Source organism: Ruegeria sp. I1, from assembly GCF_056532675.1.
This window is the reverse complement of sequence record NZ_JBQFNM010000002.1, coordinates 258,811-278,313: the sequence shown is the minus strand read 5'-3', so window position 1 is coordinate 278,313 and position 19,503 is coordinate 258,811. Positions and strand designations below refer to the sequence as shown.

Genomic DNA, 19,503 nt, shown 5'->3' with positions numbered 1-19,503 from the left:
CGTAACCTCGTTTTCTAAAGTCCTGCCAAGGCAAGACCAAATCCGCTAGGGCGTCAAGACGATAGCCCATTTGCCCTTGTGAACAAGCGGCAAACTGTAATCGCTCTATTCAGCCAGTCTTTGCAGAACATTGTCAGCAAAATCCTCGCCACGTCGTTCAAAACTATCATACTGGTCAAAACTTGCAGCAGCAGGCGCAAGTAAAATAGTATCACCGGCTTCGGCATCTGCCATCGCCTGTTCAACCGCAACAGCCATGGTTGTGCAAACCTGTGCTTCGACGTTCAATTGCATTGCAAATTTCGCAGCCTCGCGCCCAATGACATAAGCCTTTAGCACGTCGGTGGTTGCCTCGTTCAGAGCAGCCAGCCCACCCTCTTTCTCCAGCCCGCCACAGATCCAGCGTATACGCTTGAACGCCCCCAGCGCCTTGACCGCACTGTCGACATTTGTGGCTTTGGAATCGTTCACATAAGTTACACCCTGCGCTTCGGCGATAATTTGGCTGCGATGCGGCAGGCCCGGATAGCTGTGCAGCGCGTCCTCGATCACCCGAGGGGCCAGGCCCAACGAACGGCAGGCGGCATATGCCGCACAAGCGTTCTGGTGGTTATGTGTCCCCGGCAAGCCCTTTATGGCGCGCAGGTCAATTGAGCCCGCCTGTCGCCCCTTGCGGTATTCCGACAAGAACCCCTTGCGCGCAAAGACCTGCCAACCCGGACCCGTCAGCTTACGATCAACCGAGACACGGATAACCCGGTCATCCGCTGGCCCCTCTGCCATCTGCCCGGCCAGAAACACGCCTTCGGCCTCATCCACGCCAATGACAGCCCGATCGGGCCCACCTTCGGAAAACAGCCGTCTCTTGGCGGCGAAGTAACCACCCATGCCGCCATGGCGGTCCAGATGATCTGGCGAAAGATTGGTAAACACGGCCACATCCGGTGTCAGCGACCGGGCCAGTTCGGTTTGATAGCTACTGAGTTCCAGAACCACGACCGAACCATCCGTGCCGGGATCAATATCCAGCACGCCACGCCCGATATTGCCGGCCAGTTCGGCTGATCGTCCTTCCTCGGTCAGGATGTGGTGGATCAAAGCAGCGGTGGTTGATTTCCCGTTCGACCCTGTGACGGCAATCACGCGCGGTGGAGTATCAAAGTTGTTCCATTCCGGCCCTGCGAAGGAGCGGAAGAACAGGCCGATATCATTGTCCACCGGAACGCCTGCCTCCAAGGCGGTCGCAACGATAGGATTTGGTGAAGGATAAAGATGCGGGATTCCCGGCGAGACTATCAGAGACGCAATGCCCTCGAACGCCCCATTTCGGCGCAGATCAGTACAGTCATACCCCTCGGCCTGAGCAGCGTCCCGTGCGTCCGGGTTGTCATCCCAACACACCGGCTGTGCCCCACCCGCACGCAGCGCCCGTGCGGTGGTCAGCCCAGATCGGCCCAGCCCCAGAACCGCAACTTTTTGTCCTGAAAACCCTTTGACCGGGATCATGTCGTCTGCCCTTTGTTTAGCTGCGCCTCAAACCAATCTGCTCGGTCTGCAACTGGCTTTTTCGGAACAAGCGCAGTTTGGAACCCGAGCTTTGGTAAGCGGTCGCACAAAGCCTCATACTCTTCAAGTGCGTCGGACAAGTCATGCCTTCGCTGTTCGTCTTTTACATAAATTTCGCGCCACGGTGGGAACAGATAAACGCAGTGATCGTATCCTAGGCTTAGTATCTTATCCCGGAGTGAACTCTCCAGATTGGCGCCGGTTCGATCAAACCAAATCAAAGCGTCCAGCGCGGAACGGTCGAATAAGACCAAACCATCTGGAGCCTTGGTCACATCATCGAAAGATGTTTGGATCACTTTACGGCAAAACGAATCGGGATTGATCCAGGGCAAACCATCTCCGCTGTGCTCTTGCTCGGCTGCGATCACCCGACGACCCGGTTCCGCGACCGTGGCATAGCCGCGTCGCGCCATTTCCTCTAGTAGGGTGGACTTGCCACCGCCCGAACATCCGGACAGTACAACCCGACGCTTCTTCACCGAACCTTCAGCGTCGCCAACCCGATCATCGCCAGGATCAGCGAGATGATCCAGAAGCGGATCACAATGGTCGGCTCGGCCCAGCCCTTTTTCTCATAGTGGTGATGGATCGGGGCCATCAGGAAAACGCGCTTGCCGGTGCGTTTGAAATAGAGGACCTGGATGATCACGCTCAGCGCTTCGACCACGAACAACCCGCCGACGACGGCCAGCACCAGCTCGTGCTTGGTCGCCACAGCAATAGCCCCCAGCGCGCCGCCCAGTGCCAGTGATCCGGTATCGCCCATGAACACCGCGGCGGGCGGGGCGTTGTACCACAAGAAGCCAAGCCCCGCGCCAAAGAGGGCCGAGGTGAAGATGAAGATTTCTCCTGTCCCGGGCACATAATGCACGTCCAAGTACTCGGTAAAGTCGACCCGCCCGACGGCATAGGCGATGATTCCAAGCGTCGAGGCCGCGATCATCGCGGGCATGATCGCCAAGCCGTCCAAACCATCGGTCAGGTTCACCGCATTCGCCGCCCCCACGATGACGACAATCGAGAACGGGATGTAGAAGATGCCCAGATTGACGAGCGTATCTTTGAAAACGGGCACAGCAAGTTGATTTTGCAGCGCTTCAGGATGGTGCAGAACTGCCCATAGCGATGCCAGAACAGCGATGATGACACCCAAAGCCATCCGCATCTTGCCGGAAACGCCCTTCGTGTTTTGCTTTGACACCTTTGCGTAGTCATCCGCAAAACCAATGGCCGCATAGGCCAAAGTTACGAACAGAACCATCCAGACATAAGGGTTGTCCCACCGCGCCCAGACGAGGGTCGAAGTGACCAGAGCCCCGACGATCAGCAACCCGCCCATGGTTGGGGTACCAGCCTTGGAAAAATGCCCCTCAGGGCCGTCGTCGCGGATCGGCTGGCCTTTGCCCTGCTTCTTGCGCAGCACATTAATAAGCGGTTTTCCGAAGATGAAGCCAAAGATCAGCGCCGTTAGAAAGGCCCCGCCTGCGCGGAAGGTAATGTAGCGGAAGAGGTTCCAGAAATCCCCTCCATCCGACAAGGCGGTCAACCAATACAGCATTACAAAACCTTTCTTACACGAGGCCCATGGGCAAGTTCACCCGTCAAGCGCGCCCCCTTGCCCCATTTTGCGCAGACCGTCAACAATCCGCGCCAAGGCCATGCTTAGCGAGCCCTTGGCCAGCACGCTATCGCCGGTTTTGATCAGGTCAGGCAGGTGCTCAGCCATCTCAGCGCTGGTTTCGAACCAGAGCCCGCGCTTATCATCTGGCAGAGCCCGATGCAGCGCTTGCATCAGCGGGCCGATGCAATGCACCTTATCCACACCGGCCATCGCATTGACCTGCGCCATCGCCGCGTGCATGGCCTGTTCCTGCGGCCCAAGCTCTTTCATGTCCCCCAAAAAGGCGATCCGGCGCGCACCTTGGGATGCCGCCAGAACATCCAAAGCGGCTTCCATCGAGGTCGGGTTGGCATTGTAGCTGTCGTCCAGCAGTTCGATTTGCCCACCATTTGCCAATGGCAAAGTCTCGCGCACTCCGCGACCTTTGACCGGAGACCAGTGCTGCAGCCCATCGATGGCCTGTTCCAGATCGACACCCAGTTCGACACAGGCCGCCAAGGCCCCCAACGCGTTCATTGCAAAATGCGTACCAGCGGATTGGACGTCGAAGATGAACTGCGTGTCACCAACCGAGGCTTGGGCCTGAATCGAATCCGGCCCGGCGGTCACATCCGTCAGTTTGTAATCTGCGGCCTGTCGGCCAAATTCGACGATCCCTGCGCCGTGGTCTTGCGCCGTGTGGCGCAGAATTTCGGCATGCTCGATATCGGCATTGACGATGGCTGCGCCGCCGGGTTCCAGCCCCTCGAAAATTGCCGCCTTTTCATGGGCGATTCCTGCAACCGACTCAAACGCCTCAAGATGCACCGCGGCTACCGTTGTCAACAAAGCCACATGCGGGCGGGCCTGACACGCGAGTGGAGCAATCTCGCCGGGGTGGTTCATCCCAATCTCGATCACAGCATATTCCGTGTCCTGCGGTATCCGCGCCAGTGTCAGAGGCACGCCCCAATGGTTGTTGTAGCTGGCAACGCTGGCATGGGTCCTACCCTGTCTTTCCAGAATGGTCGCCAGCATTTCCTTGGTCGAGGTTTTGCCGACACTGCCTGTCACCCCGACGATACGTGCCTCAGTGCGCGCACGCGCGGCTTGGCCCAGTGCCTCCAAACCGGCCTGAACATCCTCAACAATCAACAGCGGCGCATCTTCGCGCACGCCCTCCGGTACATGCGAGACCAAGGCTGCACCCGCGCCTTTCTCAAGCGCCTGAGCCACAAAGTCGTGCCCGTCTCGCGCAGCTTTCAACGCAACAAACAGGTCGCCCGGCTGCAAGGTGCGCGTGTCAATCGACACACCGTTTACCATCCAATCAGTCGTCGCGCGACCACCGGTCGCTTCGGCGGCCTCTGCCGCTGTCCAGAGCGTCATGCGACCCTCCCATCCAGGGCGGCCACGGAGATGCTCGCCTGTTCAACATCATCGAAGGGCAAAACCTGATCGCCGACGATTTGGCCGGTTTCATGGCCTTTGCCTGCAATCAACAGCGCGTCACCGGGTTGCAAAGCGTCAATGCCGCGCAAGATCGCTTCGGCCCGATCACCCACTTCGGTCGCGCCTGGCGCACCCTCCATCACGGCCGCGCGGATGGCGGCGGGATCTTCGCTGCGAGGGTTGTCATCGGTGACGAAGACGATATCGGCGTGATTGGTTGCGGCCTTGCCCATCAACGGGCGCTTGGTGGCATCGCGATCTCCGCCCGCGCCGACGATAGCGATCAGACGTCCCATCACATGCGGGCGCAGCGCTTTCAAAGCTGTCGCAACAGCGTCGGGCGTGTGAGCATAGTCTACAAACACCGCCGCGCCATTGTCGCGGGTGGCGGCCAGTTGCATGCGGCCTCGGACCGTTGTCAGATGCGATAGGGTCTCGAACACTCTCTCAGGGTCGTCGCCTGCTGCGATGACCAGCCCACAGGCTAGCAGGATGTTTTCAGCTTGAAACCCACCGATCAGGTTCAGGCGCGTCTGGAAGGTCTTGCCCTGCCAGGAAAACCGCAAATCCTGCCCAGTTGAGTCAAAGCGTTGGTTCATAAGGCAAAGATCGGCCTCGCCCAATCCGACTGTCAGCACCGACTGCCCCCGCGCCTCGGCAATCTTGCGCACCTGCGCTCCCTTAGGGTCGCTCAGGTTGATCACTGCGGTGCCGTCCTCAGGCAAAACCCGGTCGAACAAGCCCATCTTCGCTGCAAAATAGGCCTCGAAGGTTTCGTGATAGTCCAGATGATCCTGCGTGAAGTTCGAGAACCCGGCAGCAGCCAGATGTACTCCGTCCAGACGCCGTTGCTCCAGCCCGTGCGAAGAAGCCTCCATCGCCGCATGGGTCACGCCGTTCTCAGCCGCCTCGGACAGGCATCGATGCAGGGTGATCGGTTCGGGCGTTGTGTGAGCCAGCGGTGCGGTCCAAGCGCCCTCGACTCCGGTGGTGCCAAGATTGACGGCGGCATGGCCAAGCTCAGCCCAGATCTGGCGGACGAATGTGGCAACCGAGGTTTTGCCATTGGTTCCGGTGACCGCAACAATCGTCTGCGGTTGCGCACCGAACCAAAGTGCAGCGGACCCGGCCAATGCTTGGCGCGGGTCTTCAACTACAACCAAGGCAGCGTCGGATGCGGCCAGTTCGGCCTCGGCGATCTTCGCGCCTTCGGCGTCGGTCAGAATGGCGGCGGCCCCCATGCGCAAGGCGTATTGGATGAACTCGCCACCATGAACCCGAGTGCCGGGGAGGGCTGCAAACAGAAAACCGTCTTTGACCTCGCGGCTGTCAACGGCCAGCCCGGTGATATCCGGATTTGCGCCACCGCGTGCGGTTAGGGCCAGTTGGCTGAGTTTTTTTGTTCTTGCGCCCATGACCCACCTGTTCTCTGGCACCCTAATTCGAGGTCAGGGTTATAGCAGCGCCCGCCTCGGGCTCAAGACGCGGACGCAACCCCAACAGTGGCGCCACACGTCCGATCAATTCAGCAGCGACCGGCACCGCCGTCCACCCGGCTGTCCGGCGCTTTTCGCCATAGGCCACAATTGACGGTTCATCCAGCGTGACGATCAGCACGTATTTCGGATCATAGGCCGGAAAGATTGTGGCAAAGGTCGCGATGACCTTGTCATCGTAATACCCGCCACGCGGTTTGGGTTTATCCGCCGTTCCGGTCTTGCCCGCGACGTCATAGCCTTTGACATCGCCAAAGCTGGCGGTGCCGTCGGTCACCACCTTGCGCAGCATCTTCTGCGCCTGCGACGCAGCGCTGTCCGTCAGGACACGCGGGCCGTATTGCGGGCTGTTTTTCTTCAGGATCGTCGGGCTGACATAATGCCCACCATTGGCAATCGCCGCATAGCCCGCTGCCAGATGCATCGGGCTGGTCGATAGGCCGTGGCCATAGGAAATGGTCACCGTGCTCAACTCACCCCATTTCTTGGGCTTAAGCGGCGCGCCCCCGGAGGCCTCGACAATCTCGAACGGTGTTGGTTCGAACATGCCCAGCGTTTCCAGAAACTCCTGCTGTCTTTTGGCCCCGATCTGCAGGGCCAGCCGGCCGGTTCCCCGGTTCGAACTGTGGACGATCACATCAGCCACGCTGATCTTGCCGTAGTTCTTGCCGTTGAACTCACCAATTGGAAAACGACCGATCTTCATTGGGCCTGAAGTATCGATGATAGTCTCAGAATTCACCAACCCAAGCTGCACCGCCTGTGCTGCGGTGAAAATCTTGAACACCGAGCCCAGCTCGTACACGCCCTGCACATAGCGGTTGAACAACGGGCTGTCGGAGGGATCAAAACCCGAGGTCGGCGGGCGCGGGCGATCATTGGGATCGAACGAAGGCAGAGACGCGGCTGAGATCACCTCGCCCGTATGCGCATCCATCAGAACCGCCGAGGCCCCTTTGGCATTCATAATCTTCATGCCGCCATACAAAACTTGCTCAACTGCGGCTTGAATGGTCAGGTCCAGTGACAGTTGTAGCGGTTTGTTACCATTGGCCGGGTCGCGCAGATAGTTATCAAACTTCTTTTCGACGCCAGCGACGCCAATCACTTCGGCGGCACTTACGCCCTCACGTCCAAAACCGGACCCCCCCAGAATATGCGCAGCCAGTTTGCCATTGGGGTACAGGCGCATTTCGCGCGGGCCAAACAGAATGCCCGGATCGCCGATATCGTGAACAGCCTGTTTCTGCTCAGGTGAGATGCGCTTCTTGATCCACAGGAACTTGCGATTGCCAGTGAAGTCCTTGACCAGAAGTTCTTTTTCCAGATCGGGGAAGATCGCTACCAACTGGTCTGCCGCCGCAATTGGGTCGATCATCAACGGCGGCTGGGCATAGACGGAATAGGTGTCCAGATTGGTCGCCAGAATACGGCCTTCACGATCCACAATATTGGCACGTTGCATAGCAATCGAAGCCCCAGGCGCGCTCGCCAGCGGCTCTTGCGCTTCAGAGGTCGCAAGCATGCCCATACGGACCCCAACAACCGAAAACGCGCAGAAAAAGAACAGGCCCAGCACAAGCAAACGCCCCTCAGCGCGGGCACGCGCGCGATCTTTCATCTGCTCGTGGCGTTGTCGGATATTCTCGCGCTCGATGACCTTGGGGTTTTCCCCTTTCGCGCGCGCCTCAAGAACACGGGCCAGAGGACGAAGTGGGGTACGTGTCATGGCAGCTGAACCTCGCCCAGAGCCTGCAGGTCGGTGATGGCCTGCAATTCAATCGGGTCGACAATTGGCAGGTCGGGATCCTCGGCATATGCGATCTGATCCGCACGCCCGAACTGTTCGGCACGCAGTGGCAACAGGCCCAGACGCTCAAAATTGAGATCCGCAAGCTCGCGCAAGCGATCCGGACGGTTCAGATAGGCCCACTCGGCGTTAAGGACAGCCAAACGCACCTGCGCTGTGCCAATCTGACGCTGCAACGACTGGGTTTCTTTCAACACCTGCTGGGTGCGGTAGTTCTCTTGATACGCCCAAAGCGCCAAACCGAATACGGACATGGCAGTCAACACATACAGAATACTCTTCATCTTGCCTTCTCCCCCAGCTGCGGCATGCCAATGGCCCGCGCATCGATTTCCCCTGCCGGAGCCTCTGTCCGAACCGCAACGCGCAGCTTGGCAGAACGCGCGCGTGGATTTTCCTGCAATTCCCGCTCATCCGGCGCCACGGCCTTGCGGGTTTTCAGGGTAAATTGCGGCAGTTCCTGTTCGATCTCTGGCGCATAGCGATTGGCCCGACCGGTCTTGCCCGCGCGCGATTGGAAGAACCGCTTAACCATCCGATCCTCGATGGAATGAAAGGTCACAACGGCCAATTGTCCGCCAGGTTTCAAGGCCCGTTCAGCCGCCATAAGCCCTTGAAATAGCTCCTCATATTCGGCATTCACAGCAATCCGCAGCCCCTGAAAACTGCGCGTCGCCGGGTGAGATTGACCGGGTTTCGGACGCGGCAGGCAAGATTCGATGATCTCGACCAATCGCAACGTCGTTGTGATCGGTGCCTCAGTCCGTGCTTTGATGATCGCTTTGGCAATACGCCGACTGGCCCGTTCTTCGCCAAAATGGAACAAAATATCGGCCAGTTGAGCTTCGGTTGCGCCGTTCACCAGATCAGCAGCGCTTTCGCCCTCTTGGCTCATGCGCATATCAAGCGGCCCGTCTTTCATGAACGAGAACCCGCGCTTGGCCTGATCCAATTGCATCGACGACACGCCAAGATCCAGAACGACTCCTTCCAAATCCTTCGCATATTCATCCAACCGCGAAAACACACCCGGCTGCATCACCAGCCGGTCACCATAGTCACGCGCCCAATCTGCTGCCATCTCAAACGCAAGCGGATCGCGGTCCACGCCGATCACCTTGTCGGCGCCGGCCTCAAGCAGACCCCGCGTATAGCCGCCTGCGCCGAAGGTTCCGTCCAACCATACACCCGACACCGGAGACACCGCCGCCAGCAAAGGGCGTAGCAGGACAGGAATATGTGGGTTCGAAGATGAGGAGACCGCGCCGGACATGCCGTTACGCGTCCCCAACGCCATCGAGATAGACCATCGGGTCGAAATCATCTGGCAGATCGTCCATCCACTCTTCGGTCTTGGCCAGTTCTTCGACCTCATAGGTTTCGGGCTTCCAGATCTGGAAGGTGTCACCGGCAGCAATAAAGAATGCCTCATTTCCAAGGTCGATTTTGTTGCGCAGCTTGGCGGGCAGGACCAGACGTCCGGTCTCATCTACGGTCGTAGGGAAGGACTGACCGTGGAACATACGTTGCAGCATCCGCCGCTCCATCGAGCCGCGCGGCAAGGCATCGATCTTGTCATCGACCTCATCAATCGCCTGCATCGTATAGCATTCAAGGTATTTGCGACGGTGGTCGCCATAGACAATCACAAGCTCAGGAGTATCACCGGGCTGCCAGTTGGGATCAGAAGCTTCAAGCACACGGCGAAACGAAGCCGGGATCGACACCCTGCCCTTCGTGTCCACCTTATGGTGGCTTTCACCTCTAAACCTGCGCGCCAAGACGACTGTCCCTTTCGCTTGCGCCCCACCTCAAAATTCACGTCCCCCGGATGAAAAACGGCGAGTTGATCTGCTGCCACTGATCAACCCGCCGCATTGACCCGCTGTGCGGGATGTCCAGCTGCGCGCGCCACCTGGGGGGATGTCTGCTCGCTCGCGCGCCGGATCTTCAGAGTGATGAAAGCGAAGTGCCTGTATGAAACCTGTTTGTTATTTGGTTTGGGGTCGTTTTGTGCCCCTGCTGCCTCGTCCTCATCGGATGCATATAGGGATGCCATGGGAATTCATGGAAATCAACAGGAAATTTAGGCCCGATACCAGCTCAGTGGCCAAACAATGGCCCTCAAATCTTTCTGTAGCAAACCTCAGGCACCTCCTGTAGTGCCTTTCGTCAAGCAAGACACTATATGTATGCAAATCTCGTCGACCCATTTGACCCCATGATTTCCCATACATTCTCAGATTTTTTCAGAGAACCGGGTGTTTTAACCGATTTTCTTGCTCGTGAAGTCGAATCACCTCTCAAAAAACTCAGAGATATCGCCCGAGTTCACCGCATCCCACGAATTCCCAGCAAGGTCATAGGACGCCTCCAAAGGACCCCAACACCGTTCGATACCCGGTCCGTGAACGCCTAAATTTTGTGATTTGTCGCTCAAACATCGCGCACTCAGATCGTGCATCAATTTTTTTTCAATGTAACGATTTTGCAAATGATCTGCCCAGAACTCATGTTTTTAGGGGCAATCGAGGTGCAGGGCATCAAGTTTTTGATATCTATGCATTTGCTGCATAGCAGCATTGTTATCGCTACCTATTGTGCAATTGCAGCATTGGCTTATCTTCAGTCTCAAGCAAACGCTGGAAATGACCAGCACAGAGAGATGAAAGCGAGTGAGCACATGGCAGTCGCAACCAACACTTCCGCGCTGAAAGGCGCACACAGCAACGGGCTGAACGCATGGATCGAAGCCGCCAAAACCCGCTTCGCCAGCTACCGGATGTATCGTCAGACAGTCAATGAGCTGTCCAACCTCTCGGATCGGGAACTCGCCGATCTCGGCCTGCATCGCTCGATGATCCGACGTCTGGCCAAGCAAGCCGCCGACGAACACACAGCGCGCTAAGCGCCCAGAACAACCGAGATCAGGCCCTTCCTCCTCCCTTTAGGGTCTGTAATCAGCGGCAGCATCTACCTCCTCCCTGATGCTGCCGCACCTTATACCGGCCCAAATAGCCGGAAGCTGATACATCGGGGCTCTCCTCCTCCCTGCTCTGGTGTTGAAAGCGCGCGGTGACGTCTACCTCCTCCCTGACGTCGCCGCGTCTTCCCCATACCGGGCTTAAACCCGGGTGCTGATACATCAGGGCTCTCCTCCTCCCTGCTCTGATGTTGCAAAGAGCGGCGGTTCCCTCTCCTCCTCCCTGGGAACCGCCGCTTTTCTTTTGCAAACAGCAAAAAAGGGGCGCGAACGCCCCCACCTTCTTCTGTTCAAAAATACCTCGGAGCGCGAGGCAGAGCCTCGCAAAAGATCAAAACGGCACGTCGTCCTTGGCGGATAGGAACCGAGAGACAACTTTCTTGGTCCCGGCCTTGTCGAATTCGACCTCAACCTTGTCGCCTTCAATGCCAACCACACCGCCATAGCCGAATTTCTGGTGAAACACCCGCTCTCCCAGTGTGAAACTGGCCACCGCTGTTGCGTCGATCACCGTATTCCGGCTTTCCTTGGGCTGCGACATCCCATACTGCCCCTGCCGCGCCTGCATCCGCTTCCAGCCGGGCGAGTTGTACACATTCGCCTCGGCTGCGCGGGTTTCAATACCCGCCGAGACCTGCCCGCCGCCATACAACCCCGGAGGTGTCAGCACCTCCACATGATCCTCGGGCAATTCGTCAATGAATCGCGAAGGCATGGAGTTCTGCCACTGCCCAAACACCCGCCGATTGGCCGCAAAGGATATCGTGCAGACCTCTTCCGCACGGGTGATACCCACGTAAGCCAAGCGACGTTCTTCTTCGAGTCCCTTAAGCCCGGATTCGTCCATCGACCGTTGCGAGGGGAACAATCCGTCCTCCCAGCCCGGCAGGAACACGGTTGGGAACTCCAATCCCTTTGCCGCGTGCAGGGTCATGATCGAGACCTTGGCGCCATCCGAATCCTGCTCATTGTCCATGACCAGGCTGACATGTTCCAAAAACCCTTGCAGATTCTCGAAATTGTCCAGCTGGTTCACCAGTTCCTTGAGGTTTTCTAGCCGCCCCGGCGCTTCGGGTGTTTTGTCATTCTGCCAGTGACCGGTATAGCCGGACTCGTCCAAGATGATCTGCGCCAGCTCGATATGCGTATGCTCGGGCGCGCCATAGCGGATCGGCGACACGCCATCGTCGATGACCGAGGCATCATCGACCTCAATCCGCGGGCCCCGTGTCATCGCATTCCAGCGCGCCAGACCGTCGATCAACTCGCGCAGCGCCGTGCCGCCCTTGCCTTTGATCAGGCCATTTTCGACCGCAAGCCGCGCGCCTTCGACCAGAGACACCCCGTTCTCACGCGCCACCACCTGAATCGTCTGCTGTGCCTTGTCTCCCAAACCGCGCTTGGGTGTGTTCACGATCCGCTCAAACGCCAGGTCATCCTCAGGGCTGACCACCAGCCGGAAATAGGCCATGGCATCGCGAATCTCCATCCGCTCATAGAAACGCGGCCCGCCGATCACCTTATAGGGTAGACCGATAGTCAGGAACCGATCCTCGAACGCCCGCATCTGATGCGAGGCGCGCACAAGTATCGCGATCTCATCAAGGTTCATGGGCCGCACGCCGCGCGTGCCTCCCTGCATCGCATCGATTTCCTCGCCGATCCAACGCGCCTCTTCCTCGCCATCCCAATGGCCGATCAGGCGAACCTTTTCGCCGTCTTCGCGATCAGTCCACAGTTCCTTACCCAACCGGCCTTCATTGCCGCGAATGACATTCGAGGCTGCCGCCAGAATATGTGGGGTCGAGCGGTAGTTCTGTTCCAGCCGCACCACAAACGCGCCGGGGAAGTCCTTTTCGAACCGCAGAATGTTGCCCACCTCAGCACCACGCCAGCCATAGATCGACTGATCATCATCGCCCACACAGCAAATGTTCTTGTGCCCCCCAGCCAGCAGACGCAGCCAGAGGTATTGGGCGATGTTTGTGTCCTGATACTCATCCACGAGGATGTAGCGGAACCAGCGTTGATATTGTTCCAAAACGTCCGAATGGGTCTGAAAAATCGTGACCATGTGCAAAAGCAGGTCGCCGAAATCCACTGCGTTCAGCTCACGCAATCGGGTCTGGTATTGAGCATAAAGTTCAACACCTTTGTTATTGTACGCGCCAGAATCCGCAGCGGGCACCTTGTCAGGCGTCAACGCACGGTTCTTCCAGTCGTCGATGATGCCGGCCAACATCCGAGCGGGCCAGCGCTTGTCATCGATGTTGGCCGCCTGCACCAACTGTTTGAGTAAACGCAGCTGATCATCACTGTCCAGAATGGTGAAATTCGACTTTAGGTCGACAAGCTCGGCGTGACGCCGCAGCAATTTCACGCAAATCGCGTGGAAGGTTCCCATCCATTGCAATCCGCGACTGACGTTAACCGGGTACTTTTGCACCCTATCTTTCATCTCTTTCGCAGCTTTGTTGGTGAACGTGACTGCAAGAATCTCATCCGATCTTGCACGCTTTTCATCCAAGATTTCTGCGATTCGAGAAATCAAACATCTCGTCTTGCCAGTTCCAGCTCCCGCCAAAACCAGCAGAGGTCCGTCCAGCCTGGTTGCCGCTTCAAGTTGTGGCGTGTTAAGCCACTCCAAATGATCTTTCGACCGCGTTGGCATCGCCCGCGCCGAAAGCGATGCGCCCTCGAAGGCGTCCATTTCGTCGTAACTGCTCATACCCCCAAACTACGCGGGTTGCGTGCTGAGGGGAAGAGTTTGTTCACGGCTTGTTCACTCATTTTTTTGAAGCCGAACACCCACAAATCAAGCACGAACCTCACCCCAACGTAGGCGCAGACCTGTAGAACAACCTCAAATGCTTGCCGAATCGCAGCTCAAGGCGGATCAATCCGCATGGATTTACACAGCTTTTACCCTGGTATTTCGGACCTGAAGCGCCGCGCGCGACGGCGGTTGCCGCGCTTTGTCTGGGATTATGTGGAAAGTGGCACGGGCATGGAAACTGCCCTGCAGCGCAATCGGGATGCCCTGGACCGTGTACAGCTTTACCCCGCAATCCTGCGCGGTGAGAGTGATTTTGACACCCGCACGCAGTTTTTGGGCCAGAACTACCCGATGCCGTTTGGTATTGCCCCGATCGGTATGTCCGGATTGGTCTGGCCGGATGCCGAAGGTCTGCTGGCCCGGACCGCCGCCAAGGCCCGACTGCCTTACACGCTCTCAACCGTCGCGGCACAAAGCCCCGAAGATTTGGCACCCAGTATTGGCGACAATGCATGGTTCCAACTCTATCCACCCAAAGACCCAGACATACGCGCCGATTTGCTGTCTCGCGCACGCAACGCGGGTTTTAGGACTCTGGTGCTGACCGTCGATGTTCCTGTGGCCTCTCGGCGCGAGCGTCAGACACGCTCTGGCCTCACGCAACCCCCAAGGCTGACGCCACGACTGTTGGCACAGATCGCGATGCGACCCGCCTGGGCGTTAGGGATGTTGCGGCAGGGGTCGCCCAGAATGCGCACGCTGGACAAGTATATCGACAGCGGACAGAACCTGCCGCCAACCGCCCATTTGGGGTACCTGCTGCGCACTTCGCCAGACATGGACTATGTTAATTGGCTGCGCGATCACTGGGACGGGCCATTGATCATCAAAGGTGTGATGCGCGCCGAAGACGCCGAGCCTTTGGAGCGCGCGGGCGTTGATGCGCTGTGGGTGTCAAACCACGGCGGGCGCCAGTTCGATGCGGCCCCCGCCAGTATCGACGTCTTGCCAGAGCTGCGTTCGGCAACCAACCTGCCGCTGATCTTTGACAGTGGCATCGAAGGTGGCCTGGACATCCTGCGCGCGCTGGCCTGTGGGGCGGATTTTGTCATGCTGGGGCGGGCTTTTTTGTACGGGATGGCAGCCTTGGGACCGCTAGGTCCGGCCCATGTGATCGAGATTCTGAAACAGGATATGCTGTCCAACATGGGACAGATGGGCGCCTTTTCTTTGGATCAGCTGACCCAAAGTAAATTAAAGAATTGATGCTGCATCGCAGCGACGTTAAGAAAAGCGCATAAACAAAAGGCGTTTGCGAGCGTTAACATGCCGGTTCTACCCAGAAAGACTGATGTATCTGCGCGTAGTGTCCGGCTAAGAACACGCCCAAACCATCAACACCGGGACCCGCTATGACTGACTTCAAAAAGATCCTCATCGCCAACCGCGGCGAGATTGCCATTCGCGTGATGCGCGCCGCCAATGAGATGGGCAAACGCACAGTCGCCGTCTATGCAGAAGAGGATAAGTTGGGTCTGCATCGCTTTAAGGCGGATGAAGCCTATCGCATTGGCGAGGGAATGGGCCCGGTTGCCGCTTATCTGTCGATTGATGAGATCATTCGCGTCGCCAAGGAATGCGGTGCGGATGCGATCCACCCCGGTTATGGCTTGTTGTCGGAAAACCCCAGCTTTGTGGATGCCTGTGTGAAGAACGGAATCACGTTCATCGGACCCAAAGCGGAAACCATGCGCGCCTTGGGGGACAAGGCCAGCGCGCGACGGGTCGCCATCGAAGCAGGTGTGCCCGTGATCCCGGCAACCGAGGTTCTGGGCGATGACATGGATGCGATCCGGGCCGAGGCCAAGGAAATCGGCTATCCCCTGATGCTCAAGGCCTCCTGGGGTGGTGGCGGGCGCGGCATGCGCCCGATCGAATCCGAGGACGAGTTGGAAGAGAAGGTTCTGGAAGGTCGCCGTGAAGCCGAAGCCGCCTTTGGCAATGGCGAGGGGTATCTGGAAAAGATGATCACCCGCGCCCGCCATGTCGAGGTGCAGATTCTGGGCGACAAACATGGTGAGATCTATCACCTTTATGAACGCGACTGCTCGGTCCAGCGCCGCAACCAGAAAGTGGTTGAACGCGCCCCTGCCCCGTATCTGTCCGAAGACCAACGCGCCGAGATTTGTGAACTTGGCCGCAAAATCTGCGCCCATGTGAACTATGAATGCGCGGGCACTGTCGAATTCCTGATGGATATGGAAACCGGCAAGTTCTACTTCATCGAAGTGAACCCACGTGTGCAGGTTGAACATACCGTCACAGAAGAGGTCACCGGTATCGACATCGTTCAAGCTCAGATCCTGATCGCTGAAGGCAAGACCTTGGCCGAAGCCACAGGAGCAGCAAGCCAGGCCGACGTGCATCTGACCGGCCACGCATTGCAGACCCGGATCACCACCGAAGACCCGCAGAACAACTTCATCCCCGATTATGGCCGCATCACAGCCTATCGCTCGGCCACTGGTATGGGCATTCGTCTGGATGGCGGCACAGCCTATGCGGGCGGGGTGATCACACGATACTATGACTCGCTGCTCACTAAAGTGACGGCGAAAGCTCCAACACCCCAGGCCGCAATTGCCCGGATGGATCGCGCACTGCGTGAATTCCGGATTCGCGGGGTCAGCACCAATATCGACTTTGTCATCAACCTGCTGAAACACCCGACCTTCCTGTCGAACGAATACACCACCAAGTTCATCGACTCGACACCGGACCTGTTTGCCTTTAAACGCCGCCGCGACCGGGGCACCAAAGTGCTGACCTATATCGCGGATATCACCGTGAACGGGCATCCCGAGACCAAGGATCGCCCGGAACCACGCTCCGATCTGAAAGAGGCCAAGGCGCCCGCGCTCAAGGCTGAGCCGCAGATGGGCACCCGCAATCTGTTGGAACAGAAAGGTCCACAGGCGGTTGCAGATTGGATGAAGGCCCAGCGACAATTGCTGATCACCGACACCACTATGCGCGACGGGCACCAGTCACTTCTGGCCACCCGGATGCGCTCGATTGACATGATCAAGGTTGCGCCCAGCTATGCGGCGAACCTGCCCCAGCTGTTCTCGGTCGAGTGCTGGGGCGGTGCAACCTTCGACGTGGCTTACCGCTTCCTGCAGGAATGCCCCTGGCAGCGTCTGCGTGACCTGCGCGAAGCGATGCCGAACCTGATGACCCAGATGCTGCTGCGGGGCGCGAACGGGGTTGGCTATACCAACTATCCCGATAACGTAGTGCGGGAATTCGTTCGCCAGGCTTCACAGAATATCGACGTGTTCCGCGTATTCGACTCGTTGAACTGGGTCGAAAACATGCGCGTCGCCATGGATGCGGTGGTCGAGAACGGCAAGATCTGCGAGGGCACCGTGTGCTACACCGGTGATATCCTTGACCCGGATCGCGCCAAATATGACCTGAAATACTATGTCGGCATGGCGAAAGAGCTGCGCGATGCTGGGGCCCATATTCTTGGCCTGAAGGACATGGCCGGTCTGCTGAAACCGGCCTCGGCCAAGATCCTGATCCGCGCTTTGAAGGAAGAGGTTGGCTTGCCGATCCACTTCCACACCCATGACACCGCCGGTATCGCCAGCGCCACCATTCTGGCTGCCTCCGAGGCGGGCGTGGATGCTGTGGATTGCGCGATGGACAGTTTCTCGGGCAACACCAGTCAGGCGACTTTGGGCACCGTGGTCGAAGCCCTGCGCCACACCGACCGCGACACCGGTCTGGACATCAAGGCGATCCGCGAGATCAGTGATTATTTCGAAGCGGTGCGCGGCCAGTACGCAGCGTTTGAATCCAGCCTTCAGGCGCCCGCGTCCGAGGTCTATCTGCATGAGATGCCTGGCGGTCAGTTCACTAACCTCAAGGCACAAGCTCGGTCCTTGGGATTGGAAGAGCGTTGGCATGAGGTTGCGCAGATGTATGCCGATGTGAACCAGATGTTCGGCGATATCGTCAAGGTGACACCGTCGTCGAAAGTGGTTGGCGATATGGCGCTGATGATGGTCAGTCAGGGCCTGACACGGCACGAGGTGGAAAGCCCGGACACGGATGTGGCCTTCCCCGACTCGGTCGTTGATATGATGCGCGGCAATCTGGGTCAGCCTCCGGGTGGATTCCCGAACACCATCATCCAGAAAGTGCTGAAGGACGAAGCACCGAACACGCAACGCCCCGGAAAGGACGTGCCTCCGGTCGATCTGGAAGCCACCCGCGCCGAACTGTCCAAGCAATTGGAGGGCAAGGAGGTTGATGACGAGGACCTCAATGGTTACCTGATGTATCCCAAGGTTTTCCTGGATTATATGGGCCGTCACCGCACCTATGGCCCCGTCCGCACCCTGCCGACCCGCACCTTCTTTTATGGAATGGAACCAGGTGACGAGATCACCGCCGAGATCGACCCGGGCAAGACGCTGGAAATCCGCTGTCAGGCCATCGGAGAGACCGATGAAAAGGGTGAGGTGAAAGTCTTCTTTGAACTCAACGGGCAGCCTCGGGTGATCCGGGTGCCGAACCGCATGGTCACGTCATCCACGCAGGCGCGACCCAAAGCCGAAGCGGGCAATCCGAACCATATTGGTGCCCCGATGCCGGGTGTTGTGGCAACGGTTGCGGCCAGTGTCGGACAACAGGTCAAAGAAGGTGATCTGCTGCTAACCATCGAAGCCATGAAGATGGAAACCGGCATTCACGCCGAACGCGATGCGGTGGTCAAAGCGGTTCATGTTCAGCCTGGCGGCCAGATTGACGCCAAGGACCTGCTTGTGGAACTGGAATAAGCTGTAAAATCAGCTAAGCTTTGAATGGCCGCGCGGGTAACTGCGCGGCCATTTTGCATGACCCAGACGGAGGCCCCAAGAATGCTGACTATTACCCCGATCTATGCCGCATTGATCGCAATTCTTTACGTCTGGCTCAGTGCAAAGGTCATCTCGGCGCGCCGCAGCGGGAAGGTCTCGGTCGGAGATGGAGATGACAAAGCGCTTATCAAAGCGATGCGCACACACTCAAATTGCGCGGAATATGCACCTTTTGCGCTGCTCTTGATTGCAATGGTCGAGTTGCAGGGCGCACCAGGTCTGTTAGTGAATCTGTTGGGTTTGTTGATCCTGGCTGGACGGCTGATGCATGCCTATGGCTTTGGCCGCAACCCTCAGGTTGTTGTTCTGCGGCAGATCGGAATGGTTTTGACTTTCGCTGCCATTCTGGTCAGCGCTATCGCAAATCTTGTACTGGCTCTATAGGTCCCTCGGCCGGGCTTACCCCGGCAGCACGCTGAACTCGACCACGGACGACGCCATACCCACTGGATGTGCATTGCCTACGCGATCCGGCTCGGCTTTGATGATCCAAAATCCTATCACAATCATCACCGCAAACGCCGCCATTTTCAGGTCTGCAATCTGTACCATCTGTCCACCTCCGCCATTTTCGTTCTCAATTCCTCTGGTTCTTCAACGCACCAAACACCGGTTTCCGTCGAAAGATTTTTGCAGAATTTTGTGTTTTTCCGCTTGCAGCCTCGCGTGGGACTTTATACATCCCTCCTCACTCAACGGCGCGGGCGTAGCTCAGGGGTAGAGCATAACCTTGCCAAGGTTAGGGTCGGGCGTTCGAATCGCCTCGCCCGCTCCATTGAGAGGTCTTTGGACCATACAAGTATCTGATGCGGGCGTAGCTCAGGGGTAGAGCATAACCTTGCCAAGGTTAGGGTCGGGCGTTCGAATCGCCTCGCCCGCTCCAGAT

Annotated in this window: 15 protein-coding genes and 2 tRNA genes; 6 read left to right on the top strand and 11 right to left on the bottom strand. The window is 57.9% G+C overall.

What is annotated here, in order from left to right; translation table 11 throughout:
• Nucleotides 1-105: 105 nt before the first annotated feature.
• From murD to mraZ, 9 genes are read right to left on the bottom strand one after another with little or no spacing between them, the layout of a single operon-like run.
• On the bottom strand, nucleotides 106-1,506 hold the full coding sequence (gene murD / locus ACR0DH_RS05195; RefSeq protein ID WP_480547657.1) for a UDP-N-acetylmuramoyl-L-alanine--D-glutamate ligase: 1,401 nt from the start codon (nucleotides 1,504-1,506) through the stop codon (nucleotides 106-108).
• Nucleotides 1,503-2,048: an AAA family ATPase gene (locus tag ACR0DH_RS05190; protein WP_480547655.1), complete on the bottom strand. Its 546-nt coding sequence runs from the start codon at nucleotides 2,046-2,048 to the stop codon at nucleotides 1,503-1,505. The genes murD and ACR0DH_RS05190 overlap by 4 nt, the downstream gene beginning before the upstream one ends.
• Nucleotides 2,045-3,127 carry a phospho-N-acetylmuramoyl-pentapeptide-transferase gene (gene mraY, locus ACR0DH_RS05185; protein ID WP_170532124.1) on the bottom strand — a complete coding sequence of 361 codons (1,083 nt, stop codon included), beginning with the start codon at nucleotides 3,125-3,127 and terminating at the stop codon, nucleotides 2,045-2,047. The genes ACR0DH_RS05190 and mraY overlap by 4 nt, the downstream gene beginning before the upstream one ends.
• Before the next feature lie 36 nt (nucleotides 3,128-3,163).
• Entirely contained in the window at nucleotides 3,164-4,558 is a 1,395-nt protein-coding gene (locus tag ACR0DH_RS05180; protein ID WP_480547653.1) for a UDP-N-acetylmuramoyl-tripeptide--D-alanyl-D-alanine ligase, read from the bottom strand.
• Nucleotides 4,555-6,036 carry a UDP-N-acetylmuramoyl-L-alanyl-D-glutamate--2,6-diaminopimelate ligase gene (locus tag ACR0DH_RS05175; RefSeq protein ID WP_480547651.1) on the bottom strand — a complete coding sequence of 494 codons (1,482 nt, stop codon included), beginning with the start codon at nucleotides 6,034-6,036 and terminating at the stop codon, nucleotides 4,555-4,557. Before ACR0DH_RS05175 ends, ACR0DH_RS05180 begins: the two co-directional genes overlap by 4 nt.
• A 22-nt stretch (nucleotides 6,037-6,058) precedes the next feature.
• Nucleotides 6,059-7,846 carry a peptidoglycan D,D-transpeptidase FtsI family protein gene (locus tag ACR0DH_RS05170; protein WP_480547649.1) on the bottom strand — a complete coding sequence of 596 codons (1,788 nt, stop codon included), beginning with the start codon at nucleotides 7,844-7,846 and terminating at the stop codon, nucleotides 6,059-6,061.
• Entirely contained in the window at nucleotides 7,843-8,211 is a 369-nt protein-coding gene (gene ftsL / locus ACR0DH_RS05165) for a cell division protein FtsL (protein WP_480547647.1), read from the bottom strand. The genes ACR0DH_RS05170 and ftsL overlap by 4 nt, the downstream gene beginning before the upstream one ends.
• Nucleotides 8,208-9,200: a 16S rRNA (cytosine(1402)-N(4))-methyltransferase RsmH gene (gene rsmH / locus ACR0DH_RS05160; protein WP_480547917.1), complete on the bottom strand. Its 993-nt coding sequence runs from the start codon at nucleotides 9,198-9,200 to the stop codon at nucleotides 8,208-8,210. Before rsmH ends, ftsL begins: the two co-directional genes overlap by 4 nt.
• A 4-nt stretch (nucleotides 9,201-9,204) precedes the next feature.
• Nucleotides 9,205-9,708 carry a division/cell wall cluster transcriptional repressor MraZ gene (gene mraZ, locus ACR0DH_RS05155; RefSeq protein WP_170532118.1) on the bottom strand — a complete coding sequence of 168 codons (504 nt, stop codon included), beginning with the start codon at nucleotides 9,706-9,708 and terminating at the stop codon, nucleotides 9,205-9,207.
• Between the two features lie 677 nt (nucleotides 9,709-10,385).
• Here mraZ and ACR0DH_RS05150 point away from each other — a divergent pair.
• Nucleotides 10,386-10,835 carry a DUF1127 domain-containing protein gene (locus ACR0DH_RS05150; RefSeq protein WP_480547645.1) on the top strand — a complete coding sequence of 150 codons (450 nt, stop codon included), beginning with the start codon at nucleotides 10,386-10,388 and terminating at the stop codon, nucleotides 10,833-10,835.
• A gap of 406 nt (nucleotides 10,836-11,241) precedes the next feature.
• Here the strand turns inward: ACR0DH_RS05150 and ACR0DH_RS05145 are convergent, their stop codons facing one another.
• Nucleotides 11,242-13,638: an ATP-dependent helicase gene (locus ACR0DH_RS05145; protein ID WP_480547643.1), complete on the bottom strand. Its 2,397-nt coding sequence runs from the start codon at nucleotides 13,636-13,638 to the stop codon at nucleotides 11,242-11,244.
• A gap of 177 nt (nucleotides 13,639-13,815) precedes the next feature.
• Between ACR0DH_RS05145 and ACR0DH_RS05140 the strand changes: the two genes are divergently transcribed.
• The 3 genes from ACR0DH_RS05140 (at nucleotide 13,816) to ACR0DH_RS05130 (ending at nucleotide 19,001) form a co-directional block, all read left to right on the top strand.
• On the top strand, nucleotides 13,816-14,952 hold the full coding sequence (locus tag ACR0DH_RS05140; RefSeq protein WP_480547641.1) for an alpha-hydroxy acid oxidase: 1,137 nt from the start codon (nucleotides 13,816-13,818) through the stop codon (nucleotides 14,950-14,952).
• Between the two features lie 146 nt (nucleotides 14,953-15,098).
• Nucleotides 15,099-18,536, top strand: coding sequence for a pyruvate carboxylase (locus ACR0DH_RS05135; protein ID WP_480547639.1), 3,438 nt, complete (start codon nucleotides 15,099-15,101; stop codon nucleotides 18,534-18,536).
• An 81-nt stretch (nucleotides 18,537-18,617) separates the two neighbouring features.
• Nucleotides 18,618-19,001: an MAPEG family protein gene (locus tag ACR0DH_RS05130; RefSeq protein ID WP_480547637.1), complete on the top strand. Its 384-nt coding sequence runs from the start codon at nucleotides 18,618-18,620 to the stop codon at nucleotides 18,999-19,001.
• Nucleotides 19,002-19,016: 15 nt separating this feature from the next.
• Here the strand turns inward: ACR0DH_RS05130 and ACR0DH_RS05125 are convergent, their stop codons facing one another.
• Nucleotides 19,017-19,169, bottom strand: coding sequence for a hypothetical protein (locus tag ACR0DH_RS05125; protein ID WP_480547635.1), 153 nt, complete (start codon nucleotides 19,167-19,169; stop codon nucleotides 19,017-19,019).
• A gap of 148 nt (nucleotides 19,170-19,317) precedes the next feature.
• On the opposite strand from ACR0DH_RS05125, the gene ACR0DH_RS05120 reads away from it, so the two are divergent.
• Nucleotides 19,318-19,392: transfer RNA gene (locus ACR0DH_RS05120), tRNA-Gly, on the top strand.
• A gap of 33 nt (nucleotides 19,393-19,425) precedes the next feature.
• Nucleotides 19,426-19,500 (top strand) — tRNA-Gly (locus ACR0DH_RS05115).
• The last annotated feature ends 3 nt before the right edge of the window (nucleotides 19,501-19,503 follow it).